We start from the raw sequence: 18,227 nt of genomic DNA on the forward strand, positions 1-18,227 counted from the left end.
CTCCTTAAATTAAGTAAGCCATAAATGATGTAGCTAAACCAAAATAAATTAACATACTTATAATATCATTGATTGTAGTAATAAATGGTCCACTTGCTACAGCTGGATCGATATTTAATTTGTTCATTAACAATGGAATCATCGAACCCACGAAAGTCCCCACAGTCATTGCACAAGTTAAACTACCTGCAACAATTAATGCTAATAATGGCTGATGATAAATTGCAACAATTATTGTAAATAAAATCGTCGCACAAACAACACCTGATAATACACCACTACCTGCTTCTCGTATAGCAATTTTAAACTTACTTTGTTCATTAATTTCTCCGGTAGATATATTACGAACTGAAACGGCTAACGATTGAGTACCTGAATTCCCTGACATCCCACTAATAATTGGAATAAACGCTGCTAGTAGTGCTACATTTTCTAATGTTTTTTCGAATCGACCTAAAATCGTCGCAGTAATCATACCTAAAAAGGTTAAAATAATAAGCCACGGCAAACGTTTCATAGCAGTTTTTACAATTGAATCATTTGTAGAGTCAATATCAGAAACCCCTGCTAACCTTGAATAGTCTTCGCTCGCTTCTTCATCCATTACATCTAAAATATCATCAATCGTAATAATACCTAATAAGTGATCTTGATAATCTATAACAGGCACTGCCATGAAATCATAGTCTCTCATAATTTGCGCGACATCTTCTTGGTCATCTGCTACGTTCACACTAATGACACGCTCATTCATAATATCCTCAATATAAGCATCATTTTCAGCAACAATTAAGTCTCTTAATGATAAAACTCCAACTAATTTACCTGCGTCATCGACTACAAAAATTACATAAATAGTCTCTGCTTCGGGCGCTTGCTCTTTAACTAATAACAATGCTTCTTTAACTGGAGTATGTGCTTTGAGCGATAAATACTCCGTCGTCATAATACCGCCGGCAGTATCCTCATCATAGTGAAGTAATGCCTTGATTTCATTAGCATCATCTTTATTCATCAATGTTAAAAGACTCGCAACTTTAGGTTTAGTCAATTCATTTAAAATGTCTACCGCATTATCATAGGACATATCTTCTAAAATATGACTGGCATAAGTTGCATTCATTTTATCAAATAGTGTTTCATATTCATCATCATCAATATCTAATTGATCAAAGAAACTTGCAACTTCTTCTGGAGACAAATATTGGAAAATCTTTTGTCTATTTTCATCCGTTGTATCTTCAAAATACTCACTTTGTTCATAAGTATGCAACGACAGAAATTCTTCTCTAAATTGATCAATATCGTTATTTTCTAAGTATTGATCTAATAATGCTTTATTGTAAATCTCCTCTTGAACACGCTCTTTTTCATCTGTGTTCATAGACATATTTACACCCCCTGTGTCATTCAAAGTTCATTAAATAAATTTAGCAGTTGTTTATAATCAATTGTAATTGCAATGTCATTTTTAGTAATTGGATGGACAAAATTCACTTGGGTACATTGTAATGATTGACCTTGAACCCGTTCATGGTCTCCTCCATACAAAGAATCACCAACTATAGAATGACCAATATATTGAAAATGTACGCGAATTTGATGTGTTCGTCCAGTATGCAAGTACACTTTACATAAACTATATTTATCATTTTGAGTTAACACTTCATATGAAGTTTTAGCGTATTTACCATCCTCTGCAACTTGTCGCGTTATAATGCTATCACTTGAGCGTCTAATATTCGCTTCAATAATATCATTTAATTTTGTTTTACCATATGCAAGGCAAGTATACACTTTTTCTAATTTTACTTTAGAAAATAAATGATGAATATGTCCATATTTTGCAAAAATCACGATACCCGTTGTATCTCGGTCTAAACGGGTAACAATATGGGGATTTATGTCCTCCCCTTTATCTTGACAATAATGTAATACTTGTTCGATTAAACTTTCATGTGGATGTTCTCTAGATGGTGTACAATTTTGATTTTTAGGTTTAGTAACGATCATAATATACGTATCTTCATATATTATTTCTAATGGTCGTTGAAATGGAATTAAATTGCTACTATGAATTTCTCTTGGTAAATGAATGACTAGTGTATCTTCTGGCATTAATAGTTTTCTAACAGTTACATGCTGACCATTAACAATTAAAGCGCCATTATTTTTAATGGCGCTCACAGTCTTCTTAGAAAAGTCATGTCGTGCTAAAAATGTTTTAACAGTTTCCTGTTGCGTTATCTGATACGTAAATTTCATCGTGCTTCATCACTTGAAATAAATGAATCATGAACACGTTTCCAAAATGGGAACGGTCTGAAGCGTGCAAATCTTACTTTTTCATTCGCAACACGATACTGAATTGAATTAACATTTTTATGTTTGATACTAACATGGTCAATCGTCATTCGAATCGTATCATGATTAACTGGTGATATTAAACATGTATGATGCTTAGGTAAAACTAAAGGTGAACCTACCGTTCTAAACACTCTATTATTAATAGAAGCAATTTCTGTAATTTGCATTGCTTCTAGTGATGGATGAATCAATGCACCACCTAAAGCTTTATTGTAGGCTGTTGAACCTGATGGTGTTGATACACATAAACCGTCACCTCTAAAACGTTCAAAATGTTTACCTCTCAAATTTACATCTACAACAAGAGTTGAGCCATTTTCAGTTTTCATCGTTGCTTCATTTAAAGCCAAGTATCTAGTCTCATAACCATTGTCATTATACCTCACGATGATTTCAAGTAGAGGATATTCAATCACTTGAAACTCTGAATTATTAATTTCGATAATTAATTTTTCCACTTCATGAGGTAACCAATCAGCATAAAATCCTAAATGTCCTGTATGCACCCCAACAAATGCCACTTTAGATAACATATGGCTGTATTGATGAAAAGCTTGTAATAACGTACCATCTCCGCCAACTGAAATTACAATTTCAGGATTTTCACTATCTTCAATCATGCGAAAATCTTTCATATAATTCATCATTTTATGCTTTAAAGCATTGGACTTAGAATCACCTTTAGTTAAAATTGTATAACGCATGATTTACTACACCTCGTTAATCATTTTCATGTTTTTTCGAACGCTTCTGAGTATAATATTTCTGTGCTTCTTGAATCTCATCTTTGATTTCAGACATTTCTTCATCAAGTAAATATGCTGCTTCCGCCGCTCTTTCTAAACGATGTTGAATTTCATCAGGGTATGCACCATCATACTTATATCTCAATGTATGTTCAATTGTTGCCCAAAAATTCATTGCTAATGTACGAATCTGAATCTCAGCTAATATAAACTTTTGCCCGTGTAATGTCTCGATTGGGTATTCGATAATGACATGATACGAGCGATAGCCACTTTCTTTTGTGTTGCGTATATAGTCTCGTTCTTCAACCACTTTAAAATCTTTTCTTTGTCTTAATATATTAACAACTACATCTATGTCTTCAACAAATTGGCACATCATTCTTAGGCCTGCGATATCATACATTTCTTCTCTCAACCTATCAAATGGTATATGCCGTTTATTAGCCTTATCTATAATGCTAGAGATTGGCTTAACACGTCCAGTTACAAACTCAATTGGTGATGCTTGTTCCCCTATTTCATATTGTTTACGCATACCTTTCAGCTTTACTTTTAATTCATCCACTGCTTGCTTATAAGGCGTTAAGAACTGATCCCATTGATTCATAGTGCTTCACCCCGCTTTATTCTATGTCGAAAGTATCTTCAACGGTTGCTACAAATTCTTTACCGTAGTTATTATTTCCTTTAATATTTTCTAAAATATATGACAGCTCTTGGTGAAATTCCGTTAATTCTAATTTATCATTGATAATGATTTTTTTAGTCATATTTTCGTGTAACATAGTCCATGTTTCTTGAACGAAAATCAGATAAGCATACGCTTTACCATCATCCAATGTATATGCAAAAGCATAATTATCACTATCAACAAGCATTTGTCCTACTTCAGTTAGTCCTTCAATAGAATCATCTGTATAACAATAAAGTGTATCATCTTTGATTTTAATTTCATTAATATATAAACGCATGCTTGCTCCTCCTTATTCCATAACATTTTAACATAATTCAATAACACAAAACACTTACGAACTCTATTTTTAATAGGTAAATTAACTTTGATATCGGATAAATGAAATTACTTTTAAAATTCAACTTTGTCATTCATAATATAGTTAAGATAAATTGAATTTGATGCGAGGTGTATACTTAACGTGGCAACTAATCATGAAATAGAATTCAAACAAATTATAACTGCCTCAATTTATGAGACATTACAAGAAAAATATTTTAAAGATAGCGACTTGTTTAAACAAGTCAATTATTATATTGATACACCTGATTTCAAATTAAAACAACATCGTTCTGCACTAAGAATACGAGTTAAAGACAAACAATTTGAAATGACATTAAAGACACCTGCAGAAGTTGGATTAATGGAATACAATCATAACGTCTCTATAAAACCAGAGATGAACTTGATTCTTTCAAATGACAGTCTTCCTGATGACATTCGTCAAATTTTGGTTAAGCAATTTGATATTAAAGATCAGTCATTAACAGTACTTGGGGCACTAACAACTTATCGTCAAGAAACACAATATAAAGATGATTTATTGGTTTTAGATAAAAGTGAATATTTAGGTATAACTGATTATGAATTAGAATTCGAAGTTAAAGATTACGATCAAGGATTAAAAAAGTTTCAAAGCTTATTAAAGGAATTGAACCTTCAACATAAACAACCATTAAATAAGGTTCAAAGGTTTTTTAAGAAAAAAGAAACTCTTTCAAACAATATAAATTAAATTGGCAAATATGCATATTTCTTTCAAATGTTTCAAATCATGTTATATTAGATATATATTAAGTTAAGTTCGTAACGATAAATATTAATGTTACTAAATTTTTGAAAATGGGTGATGAAATGACCACAACACCATATGACATCATTGGGAAAGACGCATTATATGATATGATTGATTATTTTTACACCCTTGTAGAAAAAGACGATAGACTTAATCACCTATTTCCAGGAGATTTTGAAGAAACAAGTCGTAAACAAAAACAATTTTTAACACAATTTTTGGGTGGTCCTGATTTGTACACAGCAGAGCATGGACATCCAATGCTAAGAAAAAGACATATGGAATTTACTATCACTGAATTCGAGAAGGATGCATGGTTAGAAAATATGCATATCGCAATTAATCGAGCGGCCTTCCCACACGGTGTAGGCGATTACTTATATGAGCGCTTAAGATTAACTGCCAATCATATGGTGAATTCCTAAAATTAATTGTAGGTGAATAAACATGGCTGGAGAATTACGAATAATGGAAAATAAGAGTCGTGAAGATTTTAATCTATCACCTGTAAGTAAAATCGAGATTTATTCATTTTTCGATCCATTTAGCTCCGATTGCTTTAAATTATCAGCAATCTTATCAAAATTAAGAATTGAATATAATCAATATATACGTATTAGACATATATTAAATCCTTCTTTAAAGGTACTAACAAAATGTCAGGCTCAAAGTACATCAAACTTTGACAATATCGCTTTAGCATATAAAGCTGCTGAGTTACAAGGTCGCGTGCGTGCCGAACGTTTTATACATTTAATGCAAAATGAAATCATACCAAAACGGGATATCATTACTGAATCAATGATATGTGATTGTATTCAAAATGCTGGTATTGATTTAGAAGTTTTTAAAGATGACTTACAAAAGAGCAAATTAACAGAAAGCTTGAAAATAGATTTGCATATAGCACGAGAAATGGAAATCGAACAAGCCCCTTCCCTAGTATTCTTTAGTGAAGATGTTCATGAAGAAGGCTTAAAAGTCGAAGGTTTATATCCTTATCATATTTATACTTATATTATCAATGAATTGATGGGTAAACCTATCGAAAAGAATCTTCCACCTAAATTAGAAACATATATCCAACAACAACAACTTGTAACGATGGAAGAATTATTAACGATTTATGAATGGCCTGAAAAGCTTTTAAACAAAGAACTAAAGAAACTAGCTATACAACAAAAAATCGAAAAACTTAAATATCCAGATGGTGACTTTTGGAAATCAAAAATGCCTAAAATCAAATCAAAATAAATTAAAAGAAGACCAAGACACATGATACTTAAATGCTCCCTTCAAAGTAAACATTGAAAAAATGAAAACTTTGAAGGGAGCATTTCGTTATGTCTTAGACCCTAGGTGAATTGATGGAATTACTTTAGAATGTCTAGTTATTTTTTCTAAAATTTAACTAGTATAGAAATATGTATGTATTCTTATTTTAAATTAAAGTGTAGAAATCATCGTCCGATTAAAAAATGTATATAATATGCATATTTTTACACATTTTTATACAATTCATTATAATCCAATTAAAAAAGCGCATAAAAAAACGTCGTGTCTGAATACACGACGCTAAACAAAGGGGATGGGAGAAATTTTTCACTTCAAACAAAGGGGTATGTTTGTTATGTGATTAATTTCATGTTCATAATATAACACGCTATCTCTCCCATTTCAACCTTTAAATAGTACTTATTTTAAACTGTCACAATATGTTCATAATGTAAGCGAATTCAATAGTGTTAAGCTTTCATTAATTTTTCAAAAGCGTTCAATTTTTGTTCAAAAACTTCACAAGCTTGTTCAATAGGTTCCGGTGTTGTCATATCGACACCAGCATTTTTCAATATTTCAATTGGATAATTTGAGCTACCTTTTTTCAAGAATTCATTAATATATCTATCAACCGCTGGCTTACCTTCTGTTAAAATTTGATGACTTAAACTTTGTGCTGCACTATAACCTGTTGCGTATTGATATACATAATAATTCATATAGAAGTGCGGAATACGTGACCATTCTTTACTGATATCTTCGTCAGTTTCTACTGAATCACCGAAGTATAATTTATTCAATTTAGCATATTCTTCATTCATTCTAGTTGGCGTTAAAGGTTCTCCAGCTTCTTCAATTGCATGAATCTTATGCTCAAATTCTGCAAACATAGTTTGACGGAATAAAGTTGCTCTGAAACGTTCTAACTCTTGATTTAATAACAATAGGCGTTTTTCATCGTCTAAATGTTTATCCATATAATCACTTAACAGCGCCTCATTACAAGTTGATGCTACTTCTGCTACAAAGATAGTGTAGTCACTTGAATTTGAAGGTTGGAACTTTCTACTGAAATAACTATGTGCTGAATGACCAAATTCATGAACTAATGTATATAGGTCTGAAATTGTATTAGACCAGTTAAGCAAGATGAATGGATTTGTTAAATGCGCACCTGAAGAATAGCCACCTGAGCGTTTACCTTTATTTTCATAAACATCGACCCAACGATTATCTAATCCTTCTTTTACAACAGCTAGATATTCTTCTCCCATTGGTTCTAAAGCTTTTAACATCCAATCTACAGCTTCTTCATAAGGCATTTCAAATTTAATATCCTTAATTAATGGCGTATACAAATCATACATTTTTAAATCGTCTAATTTTAATAACTCTTTACGAAGTTCCGTATAACGATGAAGTAATGGTAAATATTTATGTACGGTTTTTACTAGATTGTCATAGACATTTTCTGGAATATGATTATTACTTAATGCTTTTTCTCTCGCAGTTTTATAATTGTGAGTGCGCGCATTAAATACATTCTTTTTCACTTCACCAGCTAGCGTAGCTCCAAGTGTATTATTATGTGCCCCATAAGCCTTATAAACATTTCTAAATGCACTTTCTCTTAACTTACGATCATCAGATTCTAAATACTTAATAAATGTACCTTGAGTTAACGGATGTGAATTACCATCTTTATCAATAGCATCCTCAAACACTAAGTCAGCATTACTAAACATGCCATATACATTTGAAGGTGTAGATAATGCGTCTTGTGCTTCTGTTAGTAATTTTTCAGTTTCAGCATCTAAAATATGCGGACGTTTTTCGTTTATTAATTTCAAATCAAATGCAAATTTTTGTAATTTATCATATGAACTTACAAATGATTCAATTTTATCTTCATCAATTTGTAAAATTTCTGGTACTAAGAAACTCCATGCAGAACTAAATTTTATAATAAGTTGGTGTGCTCTCGATTCCATACCTGTATATTTATCATTAGTAGTATCTTGGTCTTGTTTTAAATGTGCGTACACATAAACTTTTTCTAATTTAGTACCTAATGTATCTTCTAATTCCAATGCATTATAAAGTGTTTCAGCGCTATCACCAATATGCCCTTTAAATTCTTCTTCTTTACCTAACTCACTTTCAACTTCTTTAAATGCAGCTTCAAATGCTTCGTCATCTTTAAAGATTGTAGTTAGGTCCCATGTATATTCAGGATATTTACGTTCCTGTTCTTCTCTCGTTAATTGTTGACTCATATGTAGTAAACCTCCTAATAAAATATAATTGATATAATTTTCTCATTTTACAACAAAATTTGCACGTCATTACCCCTCATAGAACTAAGATTTAAATAATTGTTAATAAGTTTTGTCACGATAGCCGACTTTGATTCTGTTGGTATTAAAAATCGCCTCATTTTGAAGAAATCAAGAAAATCATTTATAGTTGGCGCAGCTTTAACATTTAACATTAAATCCACATTTAATTGCCATTCTATAGGATGATTTTCAATGTATATTTGTTCAGGAAAAATATATCCATAATTTTTTACAATGTCGTCATCTGTCAACCGTAATTGATACATTGCACTTAATGTTGGTTGTAATACTGAATTTTGCCAACGACAATATTTGATATATTGACAAATAACGTACTTAGATAGTTTATTAATTGATTTATCATCATATGCTATGTCTGTAAATAATTCGTTAATGTCTGCTTTCATTTTCTTTAATGCAAAATGGTTACCACCTAAACTTCGTATTTGTTGAAATTTAAAAATTTGTTTCCCTTCTATATCAAATGTGAATAGTCTTCGTGTATTAGGATTGATAAACATACTTTGAAAATGACTTAATTTCACTTTACTTTGAAATATTTGTATATCATCGAGTAACCAAGCAACTTTATAACCTAATTTATTTAGCCCTTCTGTACGTTTTATAATTTGGCTATACGGTATAGTTGAAAATTGAAGTTCAATTATGTATTTGTCGTTAATTATTAAATCAGGAATCTGCTTAATTTCTTTCAAAAATGGCTCTATTTCAACATGATATCCTTGCTGCATTAATATTTGTGCCAATACCAATTTCCCTGTGTAATGTTTAATAGTTTCATTATTAAAACATTTTCGTTCTAGTGAATGCTTATGCGCAAAATGACTTACAACTTTATGTCCTCTTTTTAAAATTACTGGACATCCACATGCTGGACAAAAATATTGAAATTCTTTGGTCGCAAAAGTTGCTAAGACACGTTGTCTTCTTTTATTTAAAGCTACTAACATAACTTCACCTCAAAATATTACACGTATCAACTGGGAAGTTTACTTTTCAAATTTCTTAAAAGTGTAATCTGCATATAAAAAAAGAGACTCCGAAGAGCCTCTCATATATAATCTTTAAAATGATGGTTGTTATTCTGTTGTATCAGGGAAATAACGTCGAACTTGAGCTGTTACGTTATGACTCATAATTATTTTGGCGTAATCATTTAAATAAACTTCAGTTCTATCTGTTGGATATGCAAATTCCAATAATTGGCTATAGCTGTCATTAATAATCTCTTGATCAACATGACTATCAAAATGAACAGCATAATAATAAGTACTATCAACCATATACAATAGGTCTTCAAAATCAGAAGTTATCGTATTATTATGATAAGCATAATTAATAACATCTTCTAAATCATTAAATTTCACAATAATTGTTCTTGTGTTTTTTCGTGCAGCCTTACGTTGACGTTTAGACCCTTGCGCTTCTTTTTCTTTTGTTCGTTGTTCAAATAATTCTTCTAATTGATCTTCGCCTTCTAATGTTTGAGCTAATAATTCTTGAACTTGTTCATCAAATTGATCAGTTGTATCATCATCAGACATATTCATCATATCTTCATTTTTAGATTTAGAAATTGTAACTTCGACGCCTTTTTCGAAAGCATGTACTTGAATCCATAGTGGACCTTCTACTACAAAATCTTCTTCTTCATTTATTTCATCCATCATTGACCAAAAGAATTCTTCACCACGTTTACGATTTGTCCATAAATCTTCTCGACTAAATCCACGGGCCTCGATATCGCTATATGTTATAAACAATTTTACAGTTGTATCATCTACTCGTTCTATTCTCATATCATCTCACTCCTTACAGTCGATGAATAGTATCCATATTGTATTAGAGCCTCAAACAAATTACAATTTATTTGTCTGGTTTCTTTCACTAAAATATTTTGGTAATTTATAATAACACATTCATTGTAGTAAAACTATATAAATGATTTATACAGTTAAAGCATTAAAGCACTTTCTTAATTTAATTTTACCTTATCACAAGAAATGTTTCATCCAAAATACACTCACATATAAATATATTAATAAATAGCACAGAATGCTAATTACAATACATTTCACACAGGTACAAAATCCAAAAAAGCAACACTATATAAATAGCGTTGCTTGACATATCTTTTAGTAAAGTAATGACACATAGTTAAATGGTTATTAGTCAACCATACGTTGTGCTTCTTGTAATTGGAACGTACGAACTTTTCTAGGTAAGAAACGTCGAATCTCGTCCTCATTATAACCAACTTGTAGTCGTTTATTATCTAAAATAATTGGACGACGTAATAAGCCAGGATTATCTTGAATGATTGAATATAAATCTTGTAATGGTAGTGAATCAATATCAACATTTAATTTTTGGTATGTTTTAGAACGTGTAGAAATGATTTCATCAGTACCGTCTTCAGTCATTTTTAATATTTGCTTAATTTCATCAATTGTTAAATGTTCAGAAAAAATATTACGCTCCGTATACGGAATGTCATGTTCTTGTAACCATGCTTTCGCTTTACGGCAAGATGTGCAACTTGGTGAAGTAAATAATGTTACCATACATCTCACTCTCCTATTTGAATGAATAAAATTCATTGCTTAAAATTTAGTTATAGATCAAGAAAAAACATTTTTTTCTAAAATTCTTAATCGTTACTATTTATTATAACTATCTAACATTAAAATTAAATGAGAAAAACCTAATTTTTCAGATAAGTTTCTACACTTAATAAAAAGTTAAGAATCCCTCTGTTAGTAGCAAGTTATACATATATTCTAACACATCTTACATTTTTAAGAAATACTGTTATAATGATAATTATTAAATTATTATTGAGAAAGTAGGCATTTAAATGGAGACATTATTTTCAGGCATTCAACCTAGTGGAATTCCTACTATTGGAAATTATATTGGTGCATTAAAACAATTTGTTGATGTGCAAAATGACTATGATTGTTATTTCTGTATCGTTGATCAACATGCAATTACAATGCCACAAGATCGTTTGAAATTACGTAAACAAACAAGACAATTAGCAGCAATATATCTAGCTTCAGGTATAGATCCAAACAAAGCAACACTATTTATTCAATCTGAAGTTCCTGCGCACGTTCAAGCTGGATGGATGTTAACAACTATAGCTTCTGTTGGAGAATTAGAGCGTATGACACAATATAAAGATAAATCTCAAAAGTCAGTGGAAGGTATTCCAGCTGGATTATTAACATATCCCCCATTAATGGCAGCAGACATAGTTTTATATAACACTAATATTGTTCCTGTTGGTGATGACCAAAAGCAACATATGGAATTAACACGTAATCTTGTAGATCGATTTAACAGTCGTTATAACGATATCCTTGTTAAACCTGAAATTCGAATGCCTAAAGTTGGTGGACGAGTTATGAGTTTACAAGACCCAACAAGAAAAATGAGTAAGAGCGATGACAACACTAAAAACTTTATTTCATTATTAGACGAACCTAACGTTGCCGCTAAAAAAATTAAAAGTGCCGTAACTGATTCAGATGGAATTATTAAATTCGACCGCGACAATAAACCAGGCATTACTAATTTAATTTCAATATATGCTGGATTAACGGACATGCCTATTAAAGACATTGAGGCAAAATATGAAGGCGAAGGTTACGGTAAATTCAAAGGTGACCTTGCTGAGATTGTAAAAGCATTTTTAGTTGAATTCCAAGAAAAATACGAAAGTTTCTATAACTCAGATACACTTGATGATATTTTAGATCAAGGTAGAGACAAAGCGCACAAAGTTTCATTTAAAACAATGAAGAAAATGGAAAAAGCGATGGGCTTAGGACGTAAGAGATAAAATAAAAAGAGGTACTAGACTTAACTAGTGCCTCTTTAATTATTTAACGTCTACCTCTTGGATTAAAAGCATCCTTTAGACCTTCTCCAACAAAGTTTATACTTAATATCGTTAATGTAATCATTATAGCAGGTGGCATCCATATCCACGGTTTACCACTTATTACATCCCCTTCTTGAGCATCACTCAACATATTTCCCCAAGACGGGATTGCCTTACTAATTCCGAAACCTAAAAAACTCAATCCTGATTCCACTACTATCATACCGGCAAATAATAATGTTGCTTGTACGATAACTACACTTAGTATATTTGGCAAAAGATGTTTCAAAATAATTTTATATGTAGGTGTACCAATTGATTTTGCTGCCAAAAAGTATTCATTTTCTTTTTCTTGAAGTACTTTACCACGCACAAGTCGCGCTATACCTCCCCAACTTAATACGATAATAACTAGAACAAGAATTATTGCAGATCCATAAGGGTTTTTAATTTTATCTCCAAGTGCGGCATTTAATACAATTGCAAATATTAAAAATGGAAATAACATAACAAATTCAGTCATTCTCATTAACAATGTATCAACAATGCCTCCAAAATAACCAGAAATCACGCCAACTGTAATTCCAATCAAAAGCATTCCTACCGTAGATGTAATTCCAATGGATAATGAAATACGGCCTGCATATAACAAACGACTAAAGTTATCCCTACCACCAGAATCTGTGCCAAGAATGTTTTGTGCTGTCATTTCACCTTTTATATTTAATAAATCTTGTTGGTTCACTGGAAAAGGAGCTATTAAAGGCGCTATAATTGATACAATAGTTATGATTAATAAAAAAATAATCGACAACATTGCAATTTTATTATAAATAAATTTAGACAATGCAATTTTAAAAGGTGATTTTGACTTATTTTGCATTCTAATCCCCCCTAGTTACTTCTAATTCTTGGATCTATAAATCCATATGTAATATCAGAAATCAAATTTCCCAGTAAACCTAAAAATGAGAAAAATAACGTTAACGCCATCATTAATGGATAGTCTTGACCAATAACTGATTCTAAAAATAATTTACCGATACCGTTATATGAAAAAATCGTCTCCGTAATCACAGCTCCACCTAAAATACTTACAATATCTGCACCTAAAAATGTAATAATAGGAATAAGAGAATTTCTCAATATATGTTTATTATAAATTTTATTCATAGATAACCCTTTTGATCTTGCTGTCAATACATAATCTTTTTTAGAATTTTCAATAATATCATTACGTAAATATTGAATATAACCAGCAGTCGATAATAAACCTAAAGTTAATGCAGGTAAAAATGTATGATAAATTTTACTCATATAATATTCAAAAGTACCTTCTTTAAGGTTAATATCAACAGAACCTTGAAACGGGAACCATTGTAATTCAAAAGAAAAAATAAAAATTGCAAATACACCTGCAATAAAAGATGGAATGGCTAACATCAAATAATTAAATACTTGCACAGTATAATCAGTTAAACTGTATGAATATCTACCTGACGTTATCCCTAAAGCAAATGAGATAATATAAGTAATAATTAATGACATTGCACCGAGCAATATTGTGTTTGGAATTCTTTCCTCAATAACATCAATAACCGGCCTTTTATATTTGATTGACTCGCCTAAATCACCGTGTATAACATGATTGACCCATCTAATGTATTGATGTGGTATTGAGTCGTTGAGACCTAACTTTTCTCTTTGTGCATTTATCGCTTCTTGTTTTATTTTACCGTTTTGTAAATCTGAAAATGGATCTCCTGGTTGAATGATAGCTAATGAAAATACAACTATAGAGATTAAAATTAGCAACGGAATCATTAAGCCTAATCTCTTTAATATTAATTTAACCATTTAAATCACCTACTTTATCTACATAAAAACAAGCGACTTGATGTTCATCACCTATGTCTTTTAATTTTGGTATATTTTCTTTACATTTATCTTTTGCAATCGGACATCTTGTATGAAAAGGACAACCTTGCGGCGGATTACTTGGCGAAGGTAATTCTCCTTTTAAAATAATTCTATTTTTATTATGTTTATCAATTTGTGGTATTGATGAAATTAACGCTTTTGTATATGGATGTTTTGGATTTTCATAAATTTCTTTATCAGATGCAATTTCAACTATATGACCTAAATACATAACTCCAATCACATCACTTATATGTTTTACTACGCTTAAATCATGTGCTATGAATAAATAACTTAAGTTAAATTGTTCTTGTAAATCCTTCAATAAATTCAGTACTTGAGATTGAACAGATACATCTAATGCACTCACAGGCTCATCTGCAACAATGAGACTAGGACGTAAAGCCAACGCTCTAGCTATTCCCACTCTTTGTCTCTGTCCACCTGAAAATTCATGTGCATATTTATAATATGCCTCTTCATTTAGACCAACACATTTTAATAAATATAGTACTTCTTTTTTTATTTCATCTTTTGACAAATTGTTATAATTTAAAATTGGTTCTGCAACGATATCTCCAACCATTTGCATCGGATTCAATGATGCATATGGATCTTGAAATATCATCTGAAATTGTTGTCGTGATTTTCTCAGTTTTTTACCTTGTAATTTTGTTATATCTTCACCATTAACAATAATTTCGCCTGAAGTTGCATCTTCAAGCCTGATAATCACTTTACCTAACGTTGACTTACCACAACCTGATTCGCCTACTAATCCAAAAGTCTGTCCTTTTTTTATTGAAAATGATACGTCATCCACAGCTTTAACGTACTGAGTTTTTTGTAATAATCCAGTTTTAATTTTGTAGTATTTTTTTACTTGATTTACTTCTAAAATATTTTCCATTCTTATATCTCCTTATATTCATTTTGGTATAAATGACACCGTACAATGATGTCTTCACAAACATGCATTTTAGGAGATTGATTATTACAAATATCTATTTTTTTATTACATCTATTTGCAAATCTGCACTTATTAACGTGAAATGCTTGGATTGATGGCACAATTCCTTCTATAGTTTCTAGTCGTTTCTGTTCTTCTTTAAGTTTTGGAATTGTAGATAATAATTTTTGGGTATAAGGATGTTTCGGATTGTGTAGTATTTCTTTTATGCCTCCAAATTCTACAATTTGACCTGCATACATAACCATAACCTTATCACAAAACTCAGCAACTACACTCAAATCATGTGTAATCATCATAATTGCCATTTGCGTTTCCTTTTGCAATTCTTTTAATAAGTCTAATATTTGTGCTTGAATCGTTACATCCAAAGCAGTTGTAGGTTCATCAGCAATTAATAATTTTGGAGAACATGAAATGGCCATTGCAATCATTACCCTTTGTCTCATACCACCAGATAATTGATGAGGATAACTATTTAATATTTCATCTTGTCTTGAAATTCCAACTTTCATTAGTAAATCTTTTGCTAAGTTATTTGCTTCTTTTTTAGAAATTTTTTTATGTGATTTTATAGATTCCACAAGTTGATTTTTTATGGTAAATACCGGATTTAAAGCAGTCATAGGTTCTTGAAAAATCATAGCAATATCATTTCCTCGAATACCTAGCAATTGTTTCTCATTAAGCGTATCTATTCGTTGACCATCAAATATAACTTCCCCATTACTTAATTTAGATATCTTTTCTGGTAATAATTTAATAATTGACTTACTTAATATGGACTTACCGCAACCGGATTCCCCAACTATACCTAAAACTTCTCCTTTAGATAATTTAAAAGAAATATTTTCAACAGTTGCTAACCATTCATTATTTATTTTTAATGATGTTTCTAAATTTTTTACTTCTAACAATACATTATTCATAACATCCCCCATATAAGTAAACCTCGACAAAATCGTCGAGGTTACATTACTAAGCTTCTTTAGTTAAATTATATAAATTTTGATCAGTTCCAATTTCAATGTCTAAGTTTCGTACTTTATCGTTAACAATAGTTATCGATTTACCTTGGAACATTGGTAATCCAGGTAACTCATCATTCATATATTTTTGCCATTTAACATAAATATCTTTACGTTTCTTTTCATCAATTCCAACTTTATCAAAGTCTAATGCATCATCTAAATATTGATCTGATTTTGGTAAAACTGTTCTCATTTCATTTTGAGGTCTATCAGTGTGATATAAATCTGATGGATCTGGATCTGTACCACCTGCCCATGATCTGAAGTACACTTCCATATCTTTAGATGCATTTGCTAAGTCTTCATTATATTTACCGAATTCTACTAACTTCACATTTGTTTTCAAGCCAACTTTTTCCCAGAAATCTTTAATCGCAGCAGTTCTTGGTTCAAAAGTAGGATTTGAACCTGAATAATGTTTAAAGTTAATCTCAAATTTATTACCTTTAGGATCTTCTCTAAATCCGTCACCATCTCTATCTTTATAACCTAACTTATCTAAGATTTTTTTAGCTTTTTCAGGATCATATTTGTAATCATTTAGTTCCTTAGGATCGGCTGCTATCCAATGCATAGATGGTACAAAACTATTTATTTCACTAGCGTAACCATTGAAAAACGCTTTAATCCATTTTTCTCTATCAATTGCATAAAGCATTGCTTTGCGTAATTCTTTGTCTTCATATTTAGGTCTCACTTTACCAGTTTTATTAGATTTTTTATCGTAATCATGAGACACGAATCCTATTAAACCATAGTCTAAGCTTGGCGCAGATAATACTTTAAGACCAGCATTAGATGACTTAGCATCTTTTGCCATTGCACCGGTAGCATCATTCGCAACATCAATATCTCCTTTTTCCATTGCCTTAATAATTTGAGCTTGATCAATAACTTTTAAATTGATTTTGTCTAAAGCCGGTTTACCTTGCCAATAGTCATCAAATTTAACGAGTTGAATAGCCTCACCTGGAACGATTTTCTTAACTTTATAAGGTCCAATACCAATAGGATATTTTCGGATTTTATCTGATTTTGCTAAATCTTTAATCGGCACATCTGATAAATATTTCTTGCTTAATAAAGGACCAGTAACAAATCCAGTTAAGTAATTTTCTTGTTTTTTATCAAATGTAACTTGCATAGTGTAGTCATCTATCTTCTTCAATCCACTAATATGATCAGTTTTTCCTTCATGATAATCTTTGGCACCTTGAATATTTTCTACACTTGGATAATACGCTCCTTCATAATCCTTGTTAGCTAAAACTTCAATTGAATAAATCCAATCATCAATTTTTAATTCATTACCATCATGCCATTTAATACCTTTTTTAATTTTAAATTCTATTTTCTTAGCTGGATCGATGTCTTTCCATGACGCAATATAAGCTTTAGGACGTATTTTTTTATCAATTGCTAATAAATTTTCGTTAAAATATCCTTCAACAACAGCATCCGCATGCGTACTATTTAATAATGAAGAATAAACACCGCTTGGTGGTGCAGTTAAAGCAACATTAAGCGTTCCACCTTTATGTTTTGATGTTTCTGTTTTAGTAGCATCTTTTACTCCTTCGTCTTTATTATTGCTTTTTCCGCAAGCACTCAACACTAAAACGACAATAAGAAGTATTGAAATATATTTAATTAGCTTCCCCATTTATATGCCTCCTACTTTCAATTTAATATTTTCTTTTTAGTTTACTCATAGAAAAAATAATTACAAGTTTATTTTTAGAATATTCAGTCATTTATGCATTTAGTCAATTCCAGTAATTTAAAAAACGACTTATTTTTATTTTTAATCCCAAAGTTTTTATCCAACACAAAAAAGCTGGAGAAAGTTCTCCAG

18 protein-coding genes are annotated in these 18,227 nt (G+C 30.9%); 4 read left to right on the forward strand and 14 right to left on the reverse strand.

The window, feature by feature from the left end:
• Positions 1-4: 4 nt before the first annotated feature.
• From mgtE to ML436_09875, 5 genes are read right to left on the reverse strand one after another with little or no spacing between them, the layout of a single operon-like run.
• A complete protein-coding gene (gene mgtE, locus ML436_09855) occupies positions 5-1,390 on the reverse strand; it encodes a magnesium transporter (GenBank protein ID UMT77451.1) in 1,386 nt (461 codons plus the stop codon).
• Between the two features lie 20 nt (positions 1,391-1,410).
• Positions 1,411-2,265: an RluA family pseudouridine synthase gene (locus ML436_09860; GenBank protein ID UMT77452.1), complete on the reverse strand. Its 855-nt coding sequence runs from the start codon at positions 2,263-2,265 to the stop codon at positions 1,411-1,413.
• Positions 2,262-3,071, reverse strand: a complete 810-nt coding sequence (locus tag ML436_09865) for an NAD kinase (protein UMT77453.1) — start codon at positions 3,069-3,071, stop codon at positions 2,262-2,264. Before ML436_09865 ends, ML436_09860 begins: the two co-directional genes overlap by 4 nt.
• A gap of 16 nt (positions 3,072-3,087) precedes the next feature.
• Positions 3,088-3,723 carry a GTP pyrophosphokinase family protein gene (locus ML436_09870; protein UMT77454.1) on the reverse strand — a complete coding sequence of 212 codons (636 nt, stop codon included), beginning with the start codon at positions 3,721-3,723 and terminating at the stop codon, positions 3,088-3,090.
• Positions 3,724-3,739: 16 nt separating this feature from the next.
• The gene (locus ML436_09875) at positions 3,740-4,087 is read right to left on the reverse strand and encodes a hypothetical protein (protein ID UMT77455.1); all 348 of its coding nucleotides are present in this window, start codon (positions 4,085-4,087) and stop codon (positions 3,740-3,742) included.
• 183 nt (positions 4,088-4,270) lie between these two features.
• On the opposite strand from ML436_09875, the gene ML436_09880 reads away from it, so the two are divergent.
• The 3 genes from ML436_09880 to yjbH all read left to right on the forward strand — a co-directional run bounded on the left by ML436_09880 (position 4,271) and on the right by yjbH (position 6,178).
• A complete protein-coding gene (locus ML436_09880) occupies positions 4,271-4,864 on the forward strand; it encodes a CYTH domain-containing protein (protein UMT77456.1) in 594 nt (197 codons plus the stop codon).
• 119 nt (positions 4,865-4,983) lie between these two features.
• On the forward strand, positions 4,984-5,349 hold the full coding sequence (locus ML436_09885; GenBank protein ID UMT77457.1) for a truncated hemoglobin YjbI: 366 nt from the start codon (positions 4,984-4,986) through the stop codon (positions 5,347-5,349).
• A gap of 22 nt (positions 5,350-5,371) precedes the next feature.
• Complete coding sequence (yjbH, locus tag ML436_09890) at positions 5,372-6,178, forward strand: protease adaptor protein YjbH (GenBank protein UMT77458.1); 807 nt, start codon at positions 5,372-5,374, stop codon at positions 6,176-6,178.
• A gap of 491 nt (positions 6,179-6,669) precedes the next feature.
• Here the strand turns inward: yjbH and pepF are convergent, their stop codons facing one another.
• From pepF to spxA, 4 genes are all read right to left on the reverse strand, one after another.
• Positions 6,670-8,478, reverse strand: coding sequence for an oligoendopeptidase F (gene pepF, locus ML436_09895; GenBank protein UMT77459.1), 1,809 nt, complete (start codon positions 8,476-8,478; stop codon positions 6,670-6,672).
• Positions 8,479-8,525: 47 nt separating this feature from the next.
• Positions 8,526-9,512: a competence protein CoiA gene (locus tag ML436_09900; protein ID UMT77460.1), complete on the reverse strand. Its 987-nt coding sequence runs from the start codon at positions 9,510-9,512 to the stop codon at positions 8,526-8,528.
• Positions 9,513-9,641: 129 nt separating this feature from the next.
• Positions 9,642-10,361 (reverse strand): adaptor protein MecA, encoded by a 720-nt coding sequence (gene mecA / locus ML436_09905; protein ID UMT77461.1) that lies wholly within the window; start codon positions 10,359-10,361, stop codon positions 9,642-9,644.
• 369 nt (positions 10,362-10,730) lie between these two features.
• Positions 10,731-11,126, reverse strand: coding sequence for a transcriptional regulator SpxA (gene spxA / locus ML436_09910; protein ID UMT77462.1), 396 nt, complete (start codon positions 11,124-11,126; stop codon positions 10,731-10,733).
• A gap of 293 nt (positions 11,127-11,419) precedes the next feature.
• Here spxA and trpS point away from each other — a divergent pair, with 293 nt between their 5' ends.
• Entirely contained in the window at positions 11,420-12,409 is a 990-nt protein-coding gene (gene trpS, locus ML436_09915) for a tryptophan--tRNA ligase (protein ID UMT77463.1), read from the forward strand.
• Positions 12,410-12,452: 43 nt separating this feature from the next.
• On the opposite strand, the gene ML436_09920 is transcribed toward trpS, so the two are convergent.
• From ML436_09920 to ML436_09940, 5 genes are read right to left on the reverse strand one after another with little or no spacing between them, the layout of a single operon-like run.
• Positions 12,453-13,334, reverse strand: coding sequence for an ABC transporter permease (locus tag ML436_09920; GenBank protein ID UMT77464.1), 882 nt, complete (start codon positions 13,332-13,334; stop codon positions 12,453-12,455).
• Between the two features lie 11 nt (positions 13,335-13,345).
• On the reverse strand, positions 13,346-14,308 hold the full coding sequence (locus ML436_09925; GenBank protein UMT77465.1) for an ABC transporter permease: 963 nt from the start codon (positions 14,306-14,308) through the stop codon (positions 13,346-13,348).
• A complete protein-coding gene (locus ML436_09930) occupies positions 14,301-15,281 on the reverse strand; it encodes a dipeptide ABC transporter ATP-binding protein (GenBank protein UMT77466.1) in 981 nt (326 codons plus the stop codon). The genes ML436_09925 and ML436_09930 overlap by 8 nt, the downstream gene beginning before the upstream one ends.
• 2 nt (positions 15,282-15,283) lie before the next feature.
• Complete coding sequence (locus tag ML436_09935; GenBank protein ID UMT77467.1) at positions 15,284-16,270, reverse strand: ABC transporter ATP-binding protein; 987 nt, start codon at positions 16,268-16,270, stop codon at positions 15,284-15,286.
• A gap of 49 nt (positions 16,271-16,319) precedes the next feature.
• Positions 16,320-18,035, reverse strand: a complete 1,716-nt coding sequence (locus tag ML436_09940; protein UMT77468.1) for an ABC transporter substrate-binding protein — start codon at positions 18,033-18,035, stop codon at positions 16,320-16,322.
• Positions 18,036-18,227 lie beyond the last annotated feature (192 nt).

The organism is Staphylococcus roterodami (genome assembly GCA_022493055.1).
Classification (GTDB): Bacteria; Bacillota; Bacilli; order Staphylococcales; family Staphylococcaceae; genus Staphylococcus; species Staphylococcus singaporensis.

Excerpts from the sequence above, each read along its gene's own strand:
- ML436_09930 (UMT77466.1), bottom strand. The coding sequence starts at position 15,281 with ATGGAAAATATTTTAGAAGTAAATCAAGTAAAAAAATACTACAAAATT.
- ML436_09925 (UMT77465.1), bottom strand. The coding sequence starts at position 14,308 with ATGGTTAAATTAATATTAAAGAGATTAGGCTTAATGATTCCGTTGCTA.
- yjbH (UMT77458.1), top strand. The coding sequence starts at position 5,372 with ATGGCTGGAGAATTACGAATAATGGAAAATAAGAGTCGTGAAGATTTT.
- trpS (UMT77463.1), top strand. The coding sequence starts at position 11,420 with ATGGAGACATTATTTTCAGGCATTCAACCTAGTGGAATTCCTACTATT.
- ML436_09875 (UMT77455.1), bottom strand. The coding sequence starts at position 4,087 with ATGCGTTTATATATTAATGAAATTAAAATCAAAGATGATACACTTTAT.
- ML436_09920 (UMT77464.1), bottom strand. The coding sequence starts at position 13,334 with ATGCAAAATAAGTCAAAATCACCTTTTAAAATTGCATTGTCTAAATTT.
- ML436_09870 (UMT77454.1), bottom strand. The coding sequence starts at position 3,723 with ATGAATCAATGGGATCAGTTCTTAACGCCTTATAAGCAAGCAGTGGAT.
- ML436_09940 (UMT77468.1), bottom strand. The coding sequence starts at position 18,035 with ATGGGGAAGCTAATTAAATATATTTCAATACTTCTTATTGTCGTTTTA.
- ML436_09900 (UMT77460.1), bottom strand. The coding sequence starts at position 9,512 with ATGTTAGTAGCTTTAAATAAAAGAAGACAACGTGTCTTAGCAACTTTT.
- mecA (UMT77461.1), bottom strand. The coding sequence starts at position 10,361 with ATGAGAATAGAACGAGTAGATGATACAACTGTAAAATTGTTTATAACA.
- ML436_09865 (UMT77453.1), bottom strand. The coding sequence starts at position 3,071 with ATGCGTTATACAATTTTAACTAAAGGTGATTCTAAGTCCAATGCTTTA.
- ML436_09885 (UMT77457.1), top strand. The coding sequence starts at position 4,984 with ATGACCACAACACCATATGACATCATTGGGAAAGACGCATTATATGAT.
- ML436_09860 (UMT77452.1), bottom strand. The coding sequence starts at position 2,265 with ATGAAATTTACGTATCAGATAACGCAACAGGAAACTGTTAAAACATTT.
- spxA (UMT77462.1), bottom strand. The coding sequence starts at position 11,126 with ATGGTAACATTATTTACTTCACCAAGTTGCACATCTTGCCGTAAAGCG.
- mgtE (UMT77451.1), bottom strand. The coding sequence starts at position 1,390 with ATGTCTATGAACACAGATGAAAAAGAGCGTGTTCAAGAGGAGATTTAC.
- pepF (UMT77459.1), bottom strand. The coding sequence starts at position 8,478 with ATGAGTCAACAATTAACGAGAGAAGAACAGGAACGTAAATATCCTGAA.
- ML436_09935 (UMT77467.1), bottom strand. The coding sequence starts at position 16,270 with ATGAATAATGTATTGTTAGAAGTAAAAAATTTAGAAACATCATTAAAA.